Below are 20,122 nucleotides of genomic sequence, written 5' to 3' on the forward strand. Positions count from 1 at the left end.
CACCTCCCGGTTTACAGCTTTTCAACTTTATACCCTACACCCCAGACAACCTTCAGATAAGTAGGATTCTTGGGGTTGATCTCAATTTTTTCCCGAATATGACGGATATGGACCGCCACCGTATTGTCCACACCGATGGCCTCCTCATTCCAGATATTCTCATAGATCTGCTCAATGGAAAATACCTTTCCCGCATTCATCACCAGGAACCGGAGAATGTTGTATTCCATGGGCGTCAGCTTCACCGGCTCCCCGTCCAGGGTGACCTCCTTGGTATCATCATTGATACAGAGGCCGCCGGTCTTGTGGATCGTATCGCTGTTTTCCATGGCCATGGTTCCCAGCTTGGTATACCGACGGATGTGGGATTTCACCCGCGCCACCAGCTCCAGAGGATTGAACGGCTTCGTTATATAATCATCCGCCCCGATATTGAGCCCCAGGATCTTATCCACATCTTCCGATTTGGCCGACAGGATGATGATGGGCACGCTGCTCGTCTCCCGGATCCTGAGCGTTGCCCGGATCCCGTCCAGCTTCGGCATCATCACATCAATGAGCAGAAGCTCCACCTTGTTCTCCGAAAGCAGGCGGATCGCCTCCTCGCCGTCGTAGGCCTTCAGCACCCGGTACCCCTCCTGCCGCAGATATATCTCTATCGCCTCGACAATTTCCCTGTCGTCGTCACATACCAATACCGTAATTTCATCCATTTTGTCGAAATCCCTCCCACTCTTTCACATTTTCTGTCATTTTTCGTATCAAAATCCCACTTCTATCATAACAGGATAATCCTAAAATCCCTGGGAGATTTTCTTAATTTTTCCTAAATAATCCTTCCGCATACCGGTTATCTGCATTCATTTTCCCCGCATATAATCTTCAGGATATCCTCCGCTTTCTCTGCCAGATAAACCGCACCGTTCTCTCTGAGCTCTCCGAAGCCGCGGAAGCCCCAGCCCACACCGATGGTGTCCATTCCGGCATTCTTTCCCGTTTTCATGTCGGTGCCGGAATCCCCCACATAGAGAACCTCCTCCGGCTTAAAGCCCATCATCCGGCAAAGCTCCAGCGCCCCTGCGGGATCGGGCTTCTTGGGCACGCCCTGCCGCTCTCCGAACACGCCCACAAAGGGAATTCGGGAAAACAGCTTGTCTATGAGCTTTTCCGTATAATCCGTCCTCTTATTGGAATTGACGGCAACCTTGATTCCCCGTGCCGTCAGCTCATCAAGCAGCCAATCGATGCCGTCATAGGGCACACTCTTATTCTTATATCTTCTGTCATACGCCTCCACAAAATGCACCAGCATTTCATCGATGACAGCCCCGTCCTGCCGTAGCGGCTCCGGCACACTGTTTTCCATCAGATTACGGAAGCCTCTGCCTACCTTCATTCGGTAATCATCCACCGGCCAGGTGGGATATCCCATTTTTTCCAGTGCCTCATTGACGCTGTCCGCCAGATCCTCCAATGTATTGATCAGAGTTCCATCCAGATCAAAGATGACTCCCCTGTATGTTTTTTTTGCCTGTTCCACAGTCTATCCTTCCTTTCATCCATTCTTCCCCGTAAGTATATCACAGTCTGTTCCATACCGCCACGGCTTCCGTGGATTTTTGCCTTGGGTTTTGGTGCGTGCCTGCGAAGCTTCTTCCGCGTCAGCTCTCAAAACCAGCAGCATTTACCCAAAAACCGCTGTAAGCAAACATGCTCACAGCGGTTTTCTCAGAAATTCTTCCTGTTCTTTTATCAGTCCAGATAAACCGGCGGTTCATAATCCTTGCCAAGCATCGCCCGCTTTCGGATCTGGAAATTGGTAAAGGCACGCTCTGCCTGTTCCACCCACATATGCTCCTCCTGATCATAAACCAGCAGCATATCCGGTTTTGTGGGGTGGTGCTTCACCGTATTGGTCTCGTATTCCTTTCCGGTACGGGGATCAATGTCCGGTACCGGCTTCTTTTTCTCTTCCTCCGCACCGGCCCTGGCTGCCGCTTCCTTTGCGGCTCTTTTTACTCTGCGTTCCTCCGGTGACATAAGGATCGGCCGTCCCAGCCGCCTCTTCACGGCAGCATCCCAGGAAGCAATCTTCTCTTCCATATCAGGCTCCTTCGGCACATCGTATTCCTGTACCGTATCTTCCGCATCATCCATCGGACGCTGCGGAAGCTCGTCCAGAGGAATATCCACAAAGAAGCCCTCTTCTTTCTTTTCTTCCTGTTCCGGCGCCCGCGGGATCACATAGGGAGCCGATGCAAAGGACTCTCCAAAAGGAAGCTCTTCCGCAGAAATTTCCCCGGACTCCTGCTCTGCTTCGCCCCCCCGGCTTTCCGGCTGTGTCTCCCGGCTCAGAGTATAAGGCCTGGAAACGCCGGAAATATCGCCGCCCTCCAGTTCGTCCAGATCAAAAAATTCCAGATCATCCGGTTCCTCCGGAGTATACAAAGCATCCTCCTCTTCGATCGTTTCCAGATCAAGGCGTTCCGGATTGGCCGTTTCCGGATCAACAGTTTCCAGATCGGCATCCTCCGAAACCACAGGTTTTGCAGCTTCTTCCGAGCCGGTCTTCCGTTCTGTCCCGGAACCTCCTCTCCGCCCGGGATCCGCTTCCTCACCCGGCACGGTCAGCATCGGCCATACGGAAGGCTTCTGCCGTGCCCAGGAAAGGGAATCCACAGCTTCGTATTCCTCCGATTCCACAGGCTCCGGCTCCACAAACTCCGGCTCCACGGACTCCGGCTCCGAAATTTCGTCCTCGACAGCAGCCGGCTCCAACAGCCGCTCGGCGTCCTCTCTTCGTTCCAGCTCATCCTGCTCCTGACTCCAGCGCGCCAGGGCCTCCTCCTGCCATTTCGCATTCACGCGGACAGGCTCCTCCACAGGTGCTTTCCCCGAAGGCGCTTCCTTCGGGGCTGCCTTCTGTGCCGGTGCTTCTTCCGACGGCACTTCTTCCGCAGGTACTGCCTCTGCCGGTGCTGTCTCTGAAGCTCTGCCGGCACCGCCGTACATCTCGTTCTGGATGGATTCCATCAGCGCCAGTTCAATCTCCCTCAGCACATCAGAATCCACGTCATTCTCATCCGCCAGAAAAGCAGCTCCACTGACAGGTCCCTTTACAAACGCCGCCGCATTTGCAGGAACCGGCCCATCGGCAGCAGGCACATCTGCAGCGGCTGTTCTTGCGTTAGCTCTCGTCGATGCAGGCCGCTCTGATAGAAGGCGTCCTGCCCCGCGGCTTCCGGATCCGGCCCTGCCGGCGGCAGTTTTTCCGGATGCTGTCAGCCTCGATGCCTGCCCGGAGGACAGTCCGGGTACCGTCTGCGCTGCCGCAGCCTTGGATGCTGTCTCCTCTCCTTCCATTCCCTGGGGCATCAGCGCCTGGAGGGATGCAACCGTCGCTTCCATGGGATCAATGACGGAAATCTGCACAAAGCATCCCAGAGCCTGCGCGATCTCCTTCATATCCTGCTCCTGAAAATTGTCCCGGTTCAGCTTCTGGGTAAGGTTCTGCCTGGACATAGGCTTTCCGGTCTGTACCTCGATCATCTCCGCCAGCTGCCGGATGGTCATATTTTTTCTTTTCAGTATAATTTTTATCTGTTCACCAAAGGTTAATTCCATATTGCGGGCCTTTCCTTAAAATCTCTGCTTCTACAGTTCGATTTTAAGGCATTTTCAATAGGTTGTAAACTTAAAAATTTCTGAATAAATTATTATCGATCTGTGTATCAGCGGCTGTGCTTACAGGCCAAACTCCTTCTTCAGCGTGTCCACCATCACGTCCACCGGCGCCTCCACTCCTGTCCAGAGGGTAAAGTTGAGGGCGCCCTGGTTCACCAGCATTCCCAGTCCGTTGATGGTATGGGCGCCTCTCTTAGCCGCCTCCTGCAAAAACAGCGTATTGGGATCATTGAACACCACATCGCTGACTGCCATTCCCGGCTTCACCGTATCATAATCCACATCCGGCTTGCTGTTTACATCGGGATAAAGCCCAATGCAGGTGGCATTGATGAAAATATCCGTTCCGTCCGCCACCTGATAAGAGGAATTCCATTCCACATACTCGCAGGCTGCTGCCGTTTTATCAGAGATCAGTCCGGCAAGCTCCTCTCCTCTCTCCCGGTTCCGGTTGACAATGATGATCTTCTTTGCGCCGGCCAGTGCACATTCCACGCCGATGGCTCTTGCCGCACCGCCTGCTCCCAGGATCACCACCTGTTTTCCTTCCACAGACACGCCTTCATTCTTCAGAGAAATCAGGAAACCCTTACCGTCAGTGTTTTCGCCCCAAAGCTTTCCGTCCTTATTGACAACCATATTGACTGCACCGATAATGGAGGCCGCCTCCGAAAGCTCATCCAGGTATTTTAAGACATTGACTTTATGGGGGATCGTCAGATTGATTCCTTTCATGTTGAAGGCCTTTACCCCGTTCATCGCCGCCTCCAGATCATCCTTTTCCACCTTGACGGTCAGATACCGGAAATTCAGGCCTTTTGCTGCAAAAGCAGCCTCCTCCATGACTCCCGTAGGATTCTCATCAATGGGATTTCCAAAGGCTCCAACCAGTTCTGCACGATAATTTTTACTCATTGCGCATTCCTCCTCTTCATGTCCATTTGATTCATTATAGCATGGCGGACCTGAGATATCCAGTGAGAATATCCCATTGAAAACCACTCAAAAATATGTTATGGTTTGCAGTGATACAAGCTTTTTCACACCGCTTATTTTTCTTTTATCATATTCCGAAACTTGGAGGTTGTTATGCATTCCTATCAGGCTGTTTTCTGTGATATAGACGGTACGCTTCTGACCAGCGATCACCGGATCACTGCAGATACAAAAGAGAAAATCCGGCAGCTTCACCACTCCGGCATTCCGTTTATCCTGGTTTCCGCCAGGATCCCTGCGGCCATTTATCCCATTCAGGACGAGCTTGGGATCCGGGCACCCATGATCAGCTACGGGGGCGCCCTCGTTCTCGATGAAAACCGGCAGCCAGTCCTTGACCTGGGGCTTTCCCAGTCCCTTCTGCCTGCTCTGCAGAAAGCTCTGCCGCCGGAAAGCCCTGAGTGCTGCTTCTGCACCTATTCCTACGACACCTGGATCGCAGCCGACAAATGCCACCCCCTGGTCCGGCAGGAAGCGGAAATCACCGGTGTACCCGCCGCAGGCGGCTCTGTCTTCGAGCTTTTAGCTCCCGACGCGCCGATCCATAAGCTTCTCGGCTTTGGTCCCTGCAGCCTTCTGGATGACACTGCCGTCCGGCTGAAAAAACAGTTTCCCCAGTGTGCCGTTTACAAATCCGCGCCTCATCTTCTGGAGATCATGGACGGCCGAGCCTCCAAATCCGGAGCTATCCACAGTCTCTGTGAAAAACTGGGGATTTCTCCACAGGATACAGTCTCCTTTGGGGATAACTACAACGATATGGACATGCTGCGGGCCACCGGTCACAGCGTAGCCATGGGAAATGCACCCGCTGAGGTAAAAGCCTCCGCCCGGGAGATCACCGCCGACAATGACCACGAAGGCCTGCTTCAGGCTTTAAACCGTCTGTTTTCCTGAAAGGAGATCGCATTTTGAACGAAGAAATCGTAATCGTTCCCGCTGTCATGCGGGCTCTCAATATAATAGAAGCCCTTTTTTCCGACTCTGAGCCCAAATCCCTGAGCGATCTTTCCAGGGAACTGAACATCCCGACCGCCTCCCTGTTCCGGATCATGAAAAATCTGGCCAGCAGGGAATATGTGACTGTCCTGGAAGGCAGCCCTCTCCGTTATACCATCGGCCATAAGCCCTTTCAGCTGGTGACCGATTACCGGAACCGGGTGGATAAAAAAAGCATCATCAAACCGATCATGCAGGAATTGACCACCAGGACAAATCAGACAGCCCAGTATGCCGTTTTCCAGAACGGTCAGTTCCTCTATATCGAACAGGCACTGTCTGCCGCCGAGCTGAATGTCCTGGCCCAGCTTTACACGCCCCTGGAGATCAATACAAGTGCCGGGGCAAAGATCCTTTTGGCCAACCTGCCAAAGGACATCAGAGAACAATATCTTTCCGGTGTGACCCTCCGAAAGCGTACCGTCCACACCATTGACAGCATGGAGGAACTGAAGGCAGAGCTGGAGCTCTCCAGAAAACGCGGCTACGGCTTTGACAATGAAGAGTTTACCATCGGCATCGGCTGTATGGCGGTACCCGTATTTGACAGCGACGGCCAGTGCTGCGGCGCCATCGGTGTCACCGGTTACATTGAAGATTACCGAACCCCCGAAAATTTTGAATATATCCGGCGATGCCTTTTGGAGGCGTCCACAGAGATCCACAGAAAGCTGACTCTGTAGCCGATTGAAAAATACAACCAATCAGGGGCTGTTATCTCCCGTCGGCTGTCTTTGCGCTCACCCATACCTTGAAGCTGGTTTCACTCAAATCATGGTTCTCCGCAGATACAACACCGTACAGTTCGCCGTTTTCGGTGATCAGTGTAAGGTCCGAGGCGCCCATTTGTTCAAACTCATAACCGTAAAGGGCATCGGTTGCGCCCTCAGGCAAAGTAATGCTGAATTTGTCAAGCACAATACCGTCTGAACTCAAATATGTTACATTCCCTGCTTTATCGGTAAGTTTTGCATAAATGATCCATTCGTTATATGGAAGATTCCCCCTTCTCTGGCAATAGTAGAATGGTCATTTATAATATCCTGTTTTCACTTTGCAATGTCAACAGGATATTGTTCTGATAAGCAGAAAAACAGAAATTGTAGCCATGTATTATAAATAACAATGCCCCGTTTGCTGAACTGTGCTTCGCGCAGAACAGCAGACAGGGCATCGGTTTTTTCAGACAGCAGCTTCTCTGTTTTTATTTTCTTAGCTCTCTACAACCTCAAGAACATCTGCAGGACATGCCTTTGCACAGATACCGCAGGCGATGCACTTGGTAGGGTTGGAAGCACCGGCAGGCATTACCATCACGTGCATAGGACATGCCTCCACACATTTGCCGCAGCCTACGCAGGCCTTCTTATCGATCACATATGTACCCTTTGCGTTCTGCTTGATGGCTCCGTGCTCACAGGTTCTCGCGCACTTCCCGCACTGGATGCAGGTAGCAGGCTTTACAACGCCATTCTTCTCACCGATCCTGATGCAGGATTTGTCCGGATCAAACTCCTTGTAGAATGCCTCAGAACATGCAATTACACAGCCAAGACAAGCCATGCACTCTGCGCCCTTTTTCACTGTCAGCTTTTTCATGAAATTTCCTCCTATCACATTTTCATTTGTTTCATATTCTTTTTTCATTACACTTCCGTACCTGCCCGCAGGACATAGATCGAGAACCGCCCCGGGCATAGTTGTAAATACACTATACCATATTGTTTAAAAGATAACAAGGAATATTTTCTCTTCTGCCTCTATCCTTAAAACTCTCTCTGTTCCACCAACACTCTATAGCAGTCCATCCAAAATAATGTGAGTCGCTACCGCCGCAATCTCACTTTTCCGCCTTGCGGCGGTATTCCGCAGTCTATCCTGCGGATCCATGCCTTTTACTAATTTATTCTCATCGCCACTCCAAAATCCACTGCATCCGACGGCAGGCTTCTCACAGCAGCCCCTGATACACATCCCGCTTTGAAATCCCTCTGTCCTTGGCAACCATCCGCATGGCCTCTTTTTTGTCAATACCCTGCCTCAGATAATGGTTCATATGCTCGGAAAGGGTCATGGCCTCCCAGGCCTTAAAGCCCTCCTCCTTAAGCTCCTGCCTGCTTTTTCCCTCAATGACAAGCACCTGCTCTCCCCGGGGCACCTCTGCCTGGAACCGGCTCACAGCCTCAGAAAGAGTCATCTGAAACACCTGCTCATAAGTCTTCGTCAGCTCCTTACAGATGGAGATCCTGCGGTTTCCCAGAGCCCCGTATAACTCCTCCAGGGTCTTTAACAGGTGATGGGGCGCTTCGTAGACGATTATAGTCCGCGTCTCATTTTTAAGCTCCTCCAGGATCTCCCTCCGTTCCTTTTTATCTGCCGGGAGGAATGCCTCAAAGCAGAATCTCCTGGTGGGAAGCCCGGAAATCGTCAGAGCCGTCACACAGGCCGCCGGCCCCGGAAGGGAGGTCAGAGGGATCCCCGCCTCATAACACTGGCGCACCAGCTCCTCCCCGGGATCTGAGATCGCCGGAGTCCCCGCGTCGGTCACCAGTGCCACGGATACTCCCGCCTCCATCTGCTCCACCAGATACCTGGCCTTATCCACCTTGTTGTATTCGTGATAGCTGGTCATAGGCGTCCTGATATCAAAATGATTCAACAGCTTAATGGTGTTTCTCGTATCCTCCGCTGCGATCAGATCCACCTCTTTTAAGGTGCGCAGCACCCGCAGCGTAATATCCTCCAGATTCCCGATGGGCGTCGCACAAATGTAAAGCTGACCTGCCATGGTCCCATGACCTTCCTTTCTCAGATTTCCCACTTAAAATCGTACCGCTCAATACCCGTATATCTCATAAATTTCCTTTGTATAAACGCCCGGATGCTCGTAGACGATGACAGGAGCCTCCACCCGCATCTGGGGACGCCCGCCCCGAAAAGCCTCCACAAGCACCATGTTCGCCTCCTCATGGACGAAAGGATGGACAAATTTCATCCGTTTGGGCTCCAGCTTATACTTTCGCATGGTCTCAAAAAGCTCCGTCAGACGGTGGGGTCGGTGGACCAGATAAAACCGTCCTCCGGGCACCAGAAGCGCCGCCGCCTCCCTGGCCACGTCGTCAAAGGTACACAGAAGCTCATGGCGGGCAATGGCCTTGGGCTCCTCCGGATTTTTGAGTCCGTGATTCTGATTCATATAAGGCGGATTGCAGGTAACCACATCAAAAGAAGCCTTTCCGAAAATCTTCGAGGCCTCCTTTAAATCTCCCGCCACAATGGTAATTTTGTCTTCCAGACCATTGAGCGCCACACTGCGCCCGGCCATGTCCGCCATATCCTCCTGGATCTCCAGTCCGGTAAAATGCTCCCCCTCCGTTTTGGCTTCCATGAGAATGGGAATGATGCCGGTGCCGGTCCCAAGATCCAGCACCCTCTCTCCCTTTCCGGCCCTTGCAAAGCCGGACAGAAGCACCGCGTCCATGCCGAAGCAGAATTTTTTCTCATTTTGAATGATCCGGTAACCGTTCCGCTCCAGATCATCGATGCGTTCGTGTTCTAAAATCTCAATTTGCGCCAAGCTTTGACTTTCCTTCCTTTTTCTCCAGAGCCTCCAGCTTCTTAAGCTCCTGCTCCTCCTTCTTGTCCAGCTTTTCCTTATCCTTCTTTTTGCGGGGGCGGAAACGGAGCTGCTCCGCTTTATACTCCCGGATATCCTTCTCGTCGTTGTCCAGGAATACAATGACCTTCACCATCTGGCGAAGCACATTGACGCTGGCAACCTCGCCCTTCAGGCCGTCATCGGTGGTCACATGATCCCCCACGTTGGGAAGCTTGCTGTTGAGATAACGGTAGGTCTCCTCTTCATTCTTCAGACAGCACATGAGCCTGCCGCAGGTGCCGGAGATCTTGGTCGGGTTCAGGGAAAGATTCTGTTCCTTGGCCATCTTGATGGACACGGGGATAAACTCCGACAGATACGAATGGCAGCAGAGGGCTCTTCCGCAGATCCCCACTCCGCCCAGAATCTTTGTCTCATCCCGGACACCGATCTGACGCAGCTCGATCCTTGTCTTGAACACCGAGGCCAGATCCTTCACCAGCTCGCGGAAATCGATACGCCCGTCAGCCGTGAAATAAAACAGCACCTTATTGTTGTCAAAGGTGTATTCCGCGTCGATGAGCTTCATCTCGAGATTGTGCTTTTCGATCTTCTTCTGGCAGATCTTAAAGGCTTCCCGCTCTTTTTTCCTGTTCTTTTCCTCTATGGCATCGTCCTCTTTCGTTGCGATTCGGAGCACCGGCTTTAAGGGCTGAACGACCTTGTCGTCCTCCACCTCTTTTTCTCCCATTACCACATAGCCGTATTCCACGCCTCTGGCGGTCTCCACAATGACGTTCTGTCCCTTTTTGATCTTCAGATCGCTGGGAGCAAAAAAATATATTTTACCTGCCGTGCGGAACCGCACGCCTATTACCTTCGTCATACAATATTCTCCTTCATTACCAGAAGCATGAGCTCCATGGCCAGTTCAAAATTCACATTGGCATCCAGCCGCACCTTGACCTTGTCGATGGCCTTCAGGATCTTCTCGATCCCGTCAAAGGAGCTGTGGTCTGCAATCTTCCTGATATATTTATATTCATCCTTAAAAATGAACAGCGAAGTATCCTTCGTAGCCTTGAACATCAGAATATCCCGGAACCAGAGCTGCATAAAATCCAGGCAGTCGTTAATATTCAGATTGGCTTCCTTCATCTCCTTGAGGGCTGCCGCCATTTCATAGACCGGCATATCCATCACATGCTTCAGAAGATGAAGAACGATCTCCTGCATCTGCACAAATTCCTCTGAGCCGGAAAGGGCAATGGCCCGCCCCAGGTTTCCCCTTGCAAAAGCGGTACAGACATCCGCCTGATGGTCGGACACCTTCTCATGGTCCTTCAGATACCCCTTGATGACATGGTCATAGAGAGGCTTCAGCTTGAGGATCGTACATCTGGAAAGAACCGTCGGCAGAAATCCCTCCGCATTTGTGGTCAGGAAAAATAACACCGCGTATTCCGGCGGCTCCTCAATGGTTTTTAACAGAGCATTCTGTGCCTGTGCCGTCAAAAGCTCCGCCTGATCCACGATATAGATCTTGTAGGGGCTGCTGTAAGGCTTAATGGTCACATCGTTGATGATCTGCTCCCGCACATCGTCCACGCCGATGCTGCCGGGCTTCTCATGGCGCACATAGACCACATCGGGATGATTTCCGCTCAGAAACTGGCGGCAGGAATGGCACACGCCGCAGGGCTCCGCCGTGCCGCTCTCACACTGAAGAGCCATGGCAAAGGCATTTGCCAGGGTCTTTCTTCCCATGCCGGCCTCGCCGGTCAGTATATACGCATGGGACACCTGACGACGCTCCAATGCATTCTTAAAATATTCTTTTATCTGCTCGTGGCCTAAAATATCCTCAAATCTCAACATCCTGTACGCCCCCTTTGTGTTCTTCCTCAGTATAACATACTTTCCTTCTGCTTTTCAAGAATAACAGCCTTTATCTCTTCCACACAGGATGCAATTTCCACATTTTCAAACACCCGGTCAATTCCCAGCCGTTTAAGATTCTCCTCCCGGAAATCCTCGCTGTCCGCAAGGAATCTGCGGCAAAGCTCCGCATAATGGGGTTCAGCCTGAAGCTGCTCCCGTCTCACTGCCCGAAGAAGACGTTCTCCGTCCTCCACCTCAATATAAAGAGGCACCATGATCCTCTGCCCGCGCGCCTCAAAATATTCCTTCACCGTCTCGTAGGACTCCAGGGTCCCGATCATCAGATAACTGTGAGAGGCGAGATCGATCTGTCCGTCATCCAGGGTAAAATAACTCCAGGGTCCAAAAACCGTATCGTAGGTCCTGCACTCAATGACCCGGCCCTCCGCCTTCTTCCCCGCAAGGAACCCGGCATCCCGGAAAAAATATTCCCGGCCTTCCTCCTCACCGCTGCGCATGGGCCTTGTGGTATACATGGTAACTGTTTTAAGCGCCAGCTCCTGATCGGCTGCCAGCATACGAAAAATGCTGTCCTTGCCGGACGCACTCTTTCCCATAATGTAAAAGATCCTGCCCAAGGAGGCACCTCCTTCTTTATGTTCCTCTGTCAGTTGTCTGACAAATGCTCCTCTTCCACCGTCAAAAGCCGGTCTCCATCGGGGCTTTCCGGTCCGAGAATGGAAAGTCCGTGGTTCCGGTATGCAGAAAGCACCGAAAGTACCTCCCCGGTGATCCGCTCTCCCGGCGCCAGAACCGGGATCCCCGGGGGATAAATATAAGCAAATTCTCCGGAGATTCTTCCCTCACATTCTGCAATGTCCAGGGAACACAGGCTGCTTTCCATGGCCGCTGCCGGTGTCAGGACCACCTGAGGCTCCGGCAGTGAAACTGCAAAAAGAGCACGGTCCTCCCCGGAACGCCGCAGTTCTTCGCAAAAACGGTCCAGGTCCGCCAGTGCCCCAAAAAGGCTTTGAAAAGCTTCCTCCTCATCGGCCACCGACGTCATCAGGATCACATACGTCTCCGTGCACATTTCCGGCTGAATGCGGTACTGGGTCCGCAGCCTGCCATAGAGCTCCGGTCCCGCAAGCCCATCGGCACGGATCACCAGCTTGGACGGATCCAGACAAAAAGCTCCTGCCTCCCTGTCCGAAAAAAGCCGGATATGAGACAGGCCTTTGATCTTATTCCTCAAGCCGCCAAGCGCTTCCTCATAAACCGCCATGGCCCGCTGGCCCTCTTCTCCCGCCATATAGGAAATGCAGGAATCTATGGACGCCAGAAAAACATAAGAGGGACTGGAGCTTTGATACACCTGCAGATACCATTCCAGGCGCTTCTCATCCACAAACTCTGATTTTTTATGAAGAACCGCCGTCTGAGTCAGGGACGGCAGTGTTTTGTGAAGGCTTTCAATAACAAGATCCGCCCCCATCGAGAGCGCAGACGCCGGAAATGATCCGCGCCCAAACTGAAAATGCGCCCCGTGGGCCGCATCAATGATCACCGGAATCCCGTACCTGTGGACGATCCGGCAGACTGCTTCCACATCCGAACAGATCCCCTCGTAGGTGGGAGAGGTCAGAAGCACCGCTTTGCTATCCGGATTTTTAAGAAGAAGCTCCTCCACAAGCTCAGGAGACACCGGACCGCTCATTCCCCACTGAGGAACGCCGTCCGGACAGAGATAGACCGGCACAAGACCGCGCAAAATCAGGCCATGGTACACTGACTTGTGGCAGTTTCTGGCCACAAGGATCTTTCCGCCTGCCGGCACACAGGCCGATATGGCCGCCAGAAGCCCGCAACTGCTGCCGTTTACCAGAAAATAGCTTTTTTCCGATCCGTAAACTGCTGCCGCCTGCTCCATGGACTCCTTCAGGATCCCTTCCGGATGATGAAGATTGTCAAAGCCGTCTATTTCCGTAATATCAAAGGAATAAGGATTTTCAAAAGAAAACCGCTCCCCTTTTCGTTTATGGCCCGGCATATGGAACGGAATATCCTCTCCGTTCCCATATGCCTTAAGCCTCTCATATAAATTCGCCATGCTGTCCGACTATTCTTTCTCAAGAAGAATTTCTTCCACCAGCCGGGCTGCATCGAGAATACAACCCTCGCAGGAGCGGAGCGGTTTTTTTGTTTCCACACCCTTTAATTCCGAGCAGACCAGGCTGCCGTTTTTCTTCTTGAACCGTTCCGTGATCTCCCTGGAAAGCTGATAGGTCTGCGCCTTGCTGACCGGCTTCTCCAGATTTCCGCAGCTGTTTTTCAGCCCTGCCAGAAATACGGCTCCGGAAACGGCTCCGCAGGTTCCCTCCATGCCTCCCATTCCGGCACCGAAGGCCTCACATGCCTTAAAGGCCGTCGCCTCATCCATACCGAACTGCTCACTATAAGTACAGGCCACCGCCTGACAGCAGTTGAAGCCTCTGTCGTGGCGTTCCTTTGTTTCCATCACTTTTGTATTCATTATGCGTCCTCCCTCAAAGAAAATCTGCGGATTTCTTCCCCTTCCAGATTCTTAATAGTGAATACACCGTCCTCGTAGATCATATAGCTGTTTTCATTGCCGTTTTTCGGAATGGAAACGGAGCCGGGATTCAGATAAATATGGCCGCCGCAGTTGTCCATGGCCTGCACGTGGGTGTGGCCGTGGAGAATGATATCGCCCTTTTTGAGGGGAGGCAGATTGCTTTCATTATGGATATGGCCGTGTGTTGCAAAAATCATCCGGCCGTCCAGATATAAGATCATGTAATCCGCAAGGATCGGGAACTTTAACACCATCTGATCCACCTCTGCATCACAGTTTCCCCGGACGCAGAGCAGCTCCTCGCGGTTTTCGTTGAGCATGGCAATGACTGCCTTGGGATCATAATCCCGGGGAAGTTCATTCCTCGGACCATGGTAGAGCAGGTCGCCCAGGAGCAGAAGCTTTTCTGCCTTCTCCTCCCGGTAACAAGCCAGCATTTTTTCACAATAATATGCAGAGCCGTGAATATCGGACGCGATCATCAGCTTCATTTTACCGATCCTCCAACATCATAACGGCGTCGTCCATACAGGAGCCTGCAAATTCCTCAATGCGGCCCTCATCGCAGGCCGCTGCCAGCGCCGGGTCAATGGGGATCCTTGCCAGTACGGGAAGTCCGTATCTTCCGGCCACCTCATCAATATGGCTTTCGCCGAAGATCTGATAATCCTTTCCGTTGTCCGGACAATGGAAATAAGACATATTTTCCACCAGACCGGCAACGGGAATCTTCATAAGCTCTGCCATTTTTACTGCCTTTGCCACGATCATGGAGACCAGCTCCTGGGGTGAGGTCACCACCACAATGGCATCCACCGGCAAAGACTGAAATACAGTAAGGGGCACATCTCCGGTTCCCGGAGGCATATCGATAAACAGATAATCCAGATCTCCCCAGATCACATCCGACCAGAACTGCTTCACCGTATTGGCAATCACCGGGCCTCTCCAGACCACCGGATCCGTCTCATTCTGAAGGAGCAGGTTAATGGAGATGATCGGAACGCCGCCTTCGCTGTATACCGGAAGCATAGCCTCGCCATTGGACATGATCTTGTCCTTCACGCCGAACGCCTTGGGAATGGAAGGGCCAGTAATATCGGCATCAAGGATGCCGCATTTATACCCCTTTTTGCTCATGGTCACCGCCAGAAGGGAGGTCACCATGGATTTGCCCACGCCGCCCTTGCCGCTGACTACGCCGATCACCTTCTTTATATGACTCATTGCATGAGGCTTCACGGAAAAATCTGTCTTTGCCTTATCGCAGCCCTCACAGGAGGATTTTCCGCATGAGGTGCTGGAACATTTCTTTTCTTCTGCCATTTTATTTCCTTCTTTCTGTATCATTCTTTCATTTGCTCTATTATAGCAGACCTCCCGGAGGTATTTCAAGGGGCACCTCCTCCTTATACGTACGAAAATAAAACCAAACCCCTATTCCAATTGCCGCACACCAATAAAGAATCCTCCAAACAGTGAAACGGTACATATCTGCCCCTGTCATCATCGGCAGCAAAGAAACTGACATCTCTCCCGTTAATCCCATAAGACAGAGAAAAACCGGCAATTCCAATAATAGCATTGCAATCAAAAGAATATGAATCAGATCGCCGCACTGTCTGGACAGCCACAGGATAAGTCCGACAGCCACTAACATTCCCAAATATCGAGACAGCCCTACCAAGCATAGATATACCCAAAGTGGCACATTGAAAGGCACATCTTTAAGAAGCTCAAGACTTCTTAAAGGAGCCATTAGTCCATGAAACCCATATGTCCCAAAAACAGCCAGATACTGTGGAACATAGGCAAGGAAAAAGGCAATCGTTCCATAAAAGAAACACGACAAATATTTTCGGATACAGACACTTTCTCCTCCTCTCACACAAGTATGCAAAAGCAGTTCCATCTGAGTTCTCTTTTCGATAGAAAAGACTGCCGCCAGCCCAAGAATCAGAAAGAAAGACAACAATCCTGCATTTTTCACATCCGCCTGTCGTCCATTCTGTTCCAAAAGCGCCTTCCATCCTGTATCATAGAATAATTCTGCGCTCCGCCCTTCCCTGTTCTCATTCCGCACATATTCATACTGAGCCATCGCCCTTTCAAGACCTGTCCTCGTCTGATTCAAAGCCTCGTAGGACAGACGAATCGCCTCATACTTTGAACGGGATAGTGTTCCTGCCTCGTAATCTTCGGAAGCCTGACGAAGTTCCTCTTCCTTTTGAGTAAATCGTTCATTCTCGCTCTCAAGAATCTGTCCCGCCTCTGATAAAGAAACTCCCTCTGTCTTTATAATATATCCATAATAAGACTGGTCGTCCGGTTCCCGGTATGCCGTAAAATTTCGATAACTGCTCCACTGCAAAAATGCAAAAATCACCAGAAGAATCCATGCCCGTTCCATGATAAAGAGCTTAAAAAATTCCTTTCCGAAAAGTCCCGTCCGAATCTGCCGTCGTTTCTGTGCTCGTCTGTTTCCTTTCTTTCTTAAAAATTCCAGAAGACGGCTCTTTTCGCTTTGAACCGACACTTCCGTCATATATCGGTGAATTGCACCCCAGGAAAAAACGCCAAACACCAAAAGCCCCAATAAAATGCACAATGGAACGATATTCACCGGCCATCCCAAAAAGTTCATATTCAGATAGTCGCAAAAAAACCAGTCCGTATTCGCCAGACAGACCAAATTCATAATCTTGAACGGGCTTAAATAAGAATGAAGGCTGATGGACTGATAAAGAACAATCTCTGCCAAAAACAAGGCTCCAATGACAAGACATGCATTCACTGCATTTTTAAATACTGTACAAAAGCAAAAGATCAATGCTCCCCAAACAAGCGCTGCCGACACCTTAGCACCAAAGAATCCCACCAGGTACCCACCAACAGTCATCTCGTAAGGAGAAGTCAGAAACCCCTTCATGCTCTGAATCGGCCTCTCCAATGAGCCCAACCCTAACGTCCGGCCGCCGATAATCAGATTAGACAGATAAAATAAAACCGTCCCAACCGTCGTCAAGATAAGAAACAGAATAAACTTTGCCGATATGGTATCCCAATAACCTTTCTTTGTTGGCTTTATCAATAAAATTGTCCCTTCTTCCCGTTCTCTCAATAACATAGAAAGACCTAACAGAAGGAACAGACACAGAAGAAGGAGATCTGTGACCCTGGATTCCGTTGCCAAAAGTATCCCTTCCGAATCCTCTGCGGGAAGGATCTGTCCTTTTAAATGTTCATAAGCCTGCGGCGTCCTGACAATATTTCGATATATGAATGTCCCCGGTTCTCCAAAGAGTGATGACGACGTCATAATCTTTGCTTCATTCTCGATCCCATCCAAATATTCTCTGTAATGAGCCACCTCCGACACCTGCTCTAAAACTGTGCGCAACAGTCTTTTTTCGTTCTGTAGATTATTCAGATACAGAAGATATCCCTCATTGATATTTAAATCTGAATATTCTTCCATAATTTCCCTGTTATATTCCCGAAAAGCCTGACGCTCCTCCTCTGTCCATACCGACTGCCCATCAGTCCACTCACGCCATACATCCACCGCATCCAGAAAGCGGATGCGCTCCTTCAGCCAAATCTCAGCCTCCAAAGCGGTCATATTTTCTAAATCATCATAGACCTTTCCAACATCCTCCCTCTGATAGCCATAACCAATATTCTGCCTACTTTCCCTGTACACCATCAGCCCATTAAACAAAAATAAAAAAATCAACAGGAATATCATTATCTTTTTAGAAAATAATTTTTTCCACTCGTATTTGAAAAGCCCTGCCAAACCCCCATCACCCTCTATTCATTAAAATATGAGAGATATACATCCTCCAACCCTGGGCGCATAGGCGCGCAGGTATATCCCTCCGGTGCCTGTTCTGCGATCACTCGCACAAAAAGCAGATCCCCCTCCCTGGAGATATTCCCAACCAAACAGTCCCCACTGGCTGTAATATCGGAAAGACGCTCCTCCGGCACTTTCAATTCCCAGACTTTTCCGGCTAACCTCGCAGTCAACTCCTCTCTGGTGGAATCTGTCAAAAGCTCGCCCTCCCGAATCAGCAGGATTCTGTTTGCCACGGACTCCACATCTGTTACCACATGAGTCGCAATCAAAACGATTTTTCCCACTGCTGTTTCCGAAATCAGATTTCGGATTGCAATCCGTTGTTTCGGATCCAGCCCTGCCGTCGGTTCGTCCAACACCAGAATTTTCGGCTCATCCAACACTGCCTGGGCAATCAAAAGTCTCTGCTTCATACCGCCGGAAAAAGAACCGATCTTATCCCCCGCAACATCCCACAACCCAACCTGCCTGAGTACCTCTGGAATCCGTTCTCCGGCTCGTCCCTTCTTCATACCTCTCAAAGCAGCCATGTAAGACAGAAATCCTTCCGCCGTAAAATTGGGATATAAAGACTGTTGCTGGGGCATATATCCCAATATTTCCCGAAATCGGCTTCCCATAGCAGCGACGTTCTCTCCATCGTAAAAAATCTGGCCGTCACTGGCCTTTAGATTCCCAGTTAATATGTTCATAAAAGTACTTTTTCCTGCGCCGTTAGGTCCGAGAAAACCATATACCCCTTCTGTCAATACGGCATTGATCCCCTTTAACGCCTGTTTCTTCCCGTAGGATTTTTTCAATTCTCTAATCTCTAACTTCATGGCCCTCCCCTTTTTCCAACTGTTTCGCTAAGCCTTCAACCACCTGAGAAATTCCAAGGGCTTCTGCTTCTTCTTTTAATATTCCAATAGCGTCCAGTTATCTTTCCCCGACAGGAAATCTTCCCTGGATATTTCAGCCAACACGTTCTCTGCCATTTCTTTATTCATGTAGACATTCAAAATTACCCTGTCGTCTAATGCTTCTATAACTGTATAATACGGATCATACGTTCCTTTCCTGATCTGTTTGACTTCCTCAGTATCCAGATATTGATACATTTCATAGTTTCCATCCTGATCAAAAAGCGTTATCAACTTCAAATTTTGGCTCCAGAAAAACGACTGTGACATATTTTTGCCCGCCATGATTTCCTTCTGCTCTCCTGTCTCCAGATTTAATTCCATAATCTGAAAGGAATTTCCTTTTAAAATTCTGTATATGAAATAATTTTCACTAAGCCGATCTCCTATGTGTACCTCCGTTTTTCCCAACGGTTCCGTCACGTCTCCCGTTTCCAAGTTCAATGCCCGCAAAATAAACGGTTCATCCTTTGACTCTGTATAATAATAGAGGAGCTGATTTTCATATTTTCCAAGTACCTCATATGATCCATCCTCCACTACTGGCTGAAGAAGTTCTTCCTCTTCCGTATCAAAATGATATTGATAAAGACCTGCAAACCAATGATCAAAGGACCACTGTTCCGTCTCCTCATCAAAGACAGGCTCTTCAGCCGTATAGACACAGGAATTATCAAAAAATATATGAACCCGCCCGGTAGTATGATCGATACTCCCTATTTTCTGCTCATTCTGCCCATCCAGATCGGCACTGTAGAAGCCGTAAGACCAACCCTCCCAAAGCAGATAATACCACTTGTCTCCCAATCGGCCGATGGTCTCTGCATTATTTCCCAATCGTACCGCTGTACACGTTTCTGTATCGTGAGTACAATTCACCCGGCTGCATAAGGGCAGGTACGCGCCACTTTCATACTCATAATACTCCAAGATCGTATACTCACGCGGTTTATATTTCTTATATAAAAATCCGTCTTCCATCTGCACATATCCAAATTCGTCATGAGAATATGCTGCTTTTCCCTTTACTTTTTCTTGTACCGATCCACATCCGCAAAAAAGAAAGCAAACGCACAATAACATAACTATTAGCTTTTTTTGCATAGACTCCCCCTTATCCGCTTCTCTTCTCTTTAAAAAAGAAGGGAGGAATAACTTCCCCTCCTTTTTTTATCTTCAAAAATCAAAGATACAAAGTGAGATCTTTACCCGCTATACCATGATAACTCCACGCTGACATAAAAGTACCGTTTGGAGTATATGTTACCTCTGCTTTACTTCCTCCTGTTTTTACAACGGGACTAGATACATAAGTATTTCCAGCACTAGACATATACTCTTCTGTCAAAGAAACGTATGTACGAGTATTACCATTGATTCCCCATGTTGTTGCTTTGGTTCCGTTGGTACCCCATCTTACAAGTTGTCCTTCAACATAAGCAGTTGAACCTGACGCTGCAAACGAAGTCAAACTAAATACCATCATAGTCATTACAGCTAATAACATACCAAACAGTTTCTTTTTCTTCATACGATTATCCTTCTTGAAATTGTTTTTTGAATTTTGGCCAAAATTCTATTATATTAAATATTATTTAATATCT

The 20,122-nt window shown here is 49.9% G+C and carries 21 protein-coding genes; 2 read left to right on the plus strand and 19 right to left on the minus strand.

Annotated features, from left to right (window positions below):
• Window positions 1–11 precede the first annotated feature (11 nt).
• The 4 genes from QJ036_RS06945 to aroE all read right to left on the minus strand — a co-directional run bounded on the left by QJ036_RS06945 (window position 12) and on the right by aroE (window position 4,599).
• The gene (locus QJ036_RS06945) at window positions 12–713 is read right to left on the minus strand and encodes a response regulator transcription factor (protein WP_283230669.1); all 702 of its coding nucleotides are present in this window, start codon (window positions 711–713) and stop codon (window positions 12–14) included.
• 137 nt (window positions 714–850) lie between these two features.
• Window positions 851–1,540, minus strand: a complete 690-nt coding sequence (locus QJ036_RS06950) for an HAD family hydrolase (RefSeq protein ID WP_283230670.1) — start codon at window positions 1,538–1,540, stop codon at window positions 851–853.
• A gap of 212 nt (window positions 1,541–1,752) precedes the next feature.
• A complete protein-coding gene (locus tag QJ036_RS06955) occupies window positions 1,753–3,624 on the minus strand; it encodes a hypothetical protein (protein ID WP_283230671.1) in 1,872 nt (623 codons plus the stop codon).
• A 120-nt stretch (window positions 3,625–3,744) separates the two neighbouring features.
• On the minus strand, window positions 3,745–4,599 hold the full coding sequence (aroE, locus tag QJ036_RS06960; RefSeq protein ID WP_283230672.1) for a shikimate dehydrogenase: 855 nt from the start codon (window positions 4,597–4,599) through the stop codon (window positions 3,745–3,747).
• Between the two features lie 174 nt (window positions 4,600–4,773).
• Here aroE and QJ036_RS06965 point away from each other — a divergent pair, with 174 nt between their 5' ends.
• Window positions 4,774–5,577: a Cof-type HAD-IIB family hydrolase gene (locus tag QJ036_RS06965; RefSeq protein ID WP_283230673.1), complete on the plus strand. Its 804-nt coding sequence runs from the start codon at window positions 4,774–4,776 to the stop codon at window positions 5,575–5,577.
• 14 nt (window positions 5,578–5,591) lie between these two features.
• On the plus strand, window positions 5,592–6,362 hold the full coding sequence (locus QJ036_RS06970) for an IclR family transcriptional regulator (RefSeq protein WP_283230674.1): 771 nt from the start codon (window positions 5,592–5,594) through the stop codon (window positions 6,360–6,362).
• A gap of 31 nt (window positions 6,363–6,393) precedes the next feature.
• On the opposite strand, the gene QJ036_RS06975 is transcribed toward QJ036_RS06970, so the two are convergent.
• The 15 genes from QJ036_RS06975 to QJ036_RS07045 all read right to left on the minus strand — a co-directional run bounded on the left by QJ036_RS06975 (window position 6,394) and on the right by QJ036_RS07045 (window position 20,049).
• Entirely contained in the window at window positions 6,394–6,615 is a 222-nt protein-coding gene (locus QJ036_RS06975) for a hypothetical protein (protein ID WP_283230675.1), read from the minus strand.
• 276 nt (window positions 6,616–6,891) lie between these two features.
• The gene (locus QJ036_RS06980) at window positions 6,892–7,278 is read right to left on the minus strand and encodes a 4Fe-4S dicluster domain-containing protein (protein ID WP_283230676.1); all 387 of its coding nucleotides are present in this window, start codon (window positions 7,276–7,278) and stop codon (window positions 6,892–6,894) included.
• Window positions 7,279–7,630: 352 nt separating this feature from the next.
• Window positions 7,631–8,467 carry a 16S rRNA (cytidine(1402)-2'-O)-methyltransferase gene (gene rsmI / locus QJ036_RS06985; protein ID WP_283230677.1) on the minus strand — a complete coding sequence of 279 codons (837 nt, stop codon included), beginning with the start codon at window positions 8,465–8,467 and terminating at the stop codon, window positions 7,631–7,633.
• Window positions 8,468–8,515: 48 nt separating this feature from the next.
• On the minus strand, window positions 8,516–9,256 hold the full coding sequence (locus QJ036_RS06990; protein WP_283230678.1) for a tRNA1(Val) (adenine(37)-N6)-methyltransferase: 741 nt from the start codon (window positions 9,254–9,256) through the stop codon (window positions 8,516–8,518).
• Entirely contained in the window at window positions 9,243–10,163 is a 921-nt protein-coding gene (locus QJ036_RS06995) for a PSP1 domain-containing protein (RefSeq protein ID WP_283230679.1), read from the minus strand. The genes QJ036_RS06990 and QJ036_RS06995 overlap by 14 nt, the downstream gene beginning before the upstream one ends.
• Window positions 10,160–11,155, minus strand: coding sequence for a DNA polymerase III subunit delta' (gene holB / locus QJ036_RS07000; RefSeq protein ID WP_283230680.1), 996 nt, complete (start codon window positions 11,153–11,155; stop codon window positions 10,160–10,162). The genes QJ036_RS06995 and holB overlap by 4 nt, the downstream gene beginning before the upstream one ends.
• Before the next feature lie 26 nt (window positions 11,156–11,181).
• Window positions 11,182–11,796, minus strand: coding sequence for a nucleoside/nucleotide kinase family protein (locus QJ036_RS07005; RefSeq protein WP_283230681.1), 615 nt, complete (start codon window positions 11,794–11,796; stop codon window positions 11,182–11,184).
• Between the two features lie 29 nt (window positions 11,797–11,825).
• Window positions 11,826–13,268, minus strand: a complete 1,443-nt coding sequence (locus tag QJ036_RS07010) for an aminotransferase class I/II-fold pyridoxal phosphate-dependent enzyme (RefSeq protein WP_283230682.1) — start codon at window positions 13,266–13,268, stop codon at window positions 11,826–11,828.
• Between the two features lie 9 nt (window positions 13,269–13,277).
• Window positions 13,278–13,691, minus strand: coding sequence for a C-GCAxxG-C-C family protein (locus QJ036_RS07015; protein WP_283230683.1), 414 nt, complete (start codon window positions 13,689–13,691; stop codon window positions 13,278–13,280).
• A complete protein-coding gene (gene yfcE, locus QJ036_RS07020; RefSeq protein ID WP_283230684.1) occupies window positions 13,691–14,245 on the minus strand; it encodes a phosphodiesterase in 555 nt (184 codons plus the stop codon). The genes QJ036_RS07015 and yfcE overlap by 1 nt, the downstream gene beginning before the upstream one ends.
• A gap of 1 nt (window position 14,246) precedes the next feature.
• Window positions 14,247–15,080, minus strand: a complete 834-nt coding sequence (locus QJ036_RS07025) for an Mrp/NBP35 family ATP-binding protein (protein WP_283230685.1) — start codon at window positions 15,078–15,080, stop codon at window positions 14,247–14,249.
• A 40-nt stretch (window positions 15,081–15,120) separates the two neighbouring features.
• Window positions 15,121–17,490 carry an ABC-2 transporter permease gene (locus QJ036_RS07030; protein ID WP_331487506.1) on the minus strand — a complete coding sequence of 790 codons (2,370 nt, stop codon included), beginning with the start codon at window positions 17,488–17,490 and terminating at the stop codon, window positions 15,121–15,123.
• A 77-nt stretch (window positions 17,491–17,567) separates the two neighbouring features.
• Window positions 17,568–18,437 carry an ATP-binding cassette domain-containing protein gene (locus QJ036_RS07035; RefSeq protein ID WP_283230687.1) on the minus strand — a complete coding sequence of 290 codons (870 nt, stop codon included), beginning with the start codon at window positions 18,435–18,437 and terminating at the stop codon, window positions 17,568–17,570.
• A 75-nt stretch (window positions 18,438–18,512) separates the two neighbouring features.
• A complete protein-coding gene (locus QJ036_RS07040) occupies window positions 18,513–19,499 on the minus strand; it encodes a hypothetical protein (protein WP_283230688.1) in 987 nt (328 codons plus the stop codon).
• Between the two features lie 202 nt (window positions 19,500–19,701).
• A complete protein-coding gene (locus QJ036_RS07045) occupies window positions 19,702–20,049 on the minus strand; it encodes a hypothetical protein (RefSeq protein WP_283230689.1) in 348 nt (115 codons plus the stop codon).
• Window positions 20,050–20,122: the final 73 nt, after the last annotated feature.

The organism is Fusibacillus kribbianus, assembly GCF_030053595.1.
Taxonomy (GTDB): domain Bacteria; phylum Bacillota; class Clostridia; order Lachnospirales; family Lachnospiraceae; genus Lientehia; species Lientehia kribbiana.

Coding starts and splice junctions, on each gene's coding strand:
- QJ036_RS07035 (WP_283230687.1), bottom strand. CDS start 18,437: ATGAAGTTAGAGATTAGAGAATTGAAAAAATCCTACGGGAAGAAACAG.
- QJ036_RS06965 (WP_283230673.1), top strand. CDS start 4,774: ATGCATTCCTATCAGGCTGTTTTCTGTGATATAGACGGTACGCTTCTG.
- QJ036_RS07045 (WP_283230689.1), bottom strand. CDS start 20,049: ATGAAGAAAAAGAAACTGTTTGGTATGTTATTAGCTGTAATGACTATG.
- rsmI (WP_283230677.1), bottom strand. CDS start 8,467: ATGGCAGGTCAGCTTTACATTTGTGCGACGCCCATCGGGAATCTGGAG.
- holB (WP_283230680.1), bottom strand. CDS start 11,155: ATGTTGAGATTTGAGGATATTTTAGGCCACGAGCAGATAAAAGAATAT.
- QJ036_RS07015 (WP_283230683.1), bottom strand. CDS start 13,691: ATGAATACAAAAGTGATGGAAACAAAGGAACGCCACGACAGAGGCTTC.
- QJ036_RS06995 (WP_283230679.1), bottom strand. CDS start 10,163: ATGACGAAGGTAATAGGCGTGCGGTTCCGCACGGCAGGTAAAATATAT.
- QJ036_RS07040 (WP_283230688.1), bottom strand. CDS start 19,499: ATGGAAGACGGATTTTTATATAAGAAATATAAACCGCGTGAGTATACG.
- QJ036_RS06980 (WP_283230676.1), bottom strand. CDS start 7,278: ATGAAAAAGCTGACAGTGAAAAAGGGCGCAGAGTGCATGGCTTGTCTT.
- yfcE (WP_283230684.1), bottom strand. CDS start 14,245: ATGAAGCTGATGATCGCGTCCGATATTCACGGCTCTGCATATTATTGT.
- QJ036_RS06945 (WP_283230669.1), bottom strand. CDS start 713: ATGGATGAAATTACGGTATTGGTATGTGACGACGACAGGGAAATTGTC.
- QJ036_RS07010 (WP_283230682.1), bottom strand. CDS start 13,268: ATGGCGAATTTATATGAGAGGCTTAAGGCATATGGGAACGGAGAGGAT.
- QJ036_RS07025 (WP_283230685.1), bottom strand. CDS start 15,080: ATGGCAGAAGAAAAGAAATGTTCCAGCACCTCATGCGGAAAATCCTCC.
- aroE (WP_283230672.1), bottom strand. CDS start 4,599: ATGAGTAAAAATTATCGTGCAGAACTGGTTGGAGCCTTTGGAAATCCC.
- QJ036_RS06955 (WP_283230671.1), bottom strand. CDS start 3,624: ATGGAATTAACCTTTGGTGAACAGATAAAAATTATACTGAAAAGAAAA.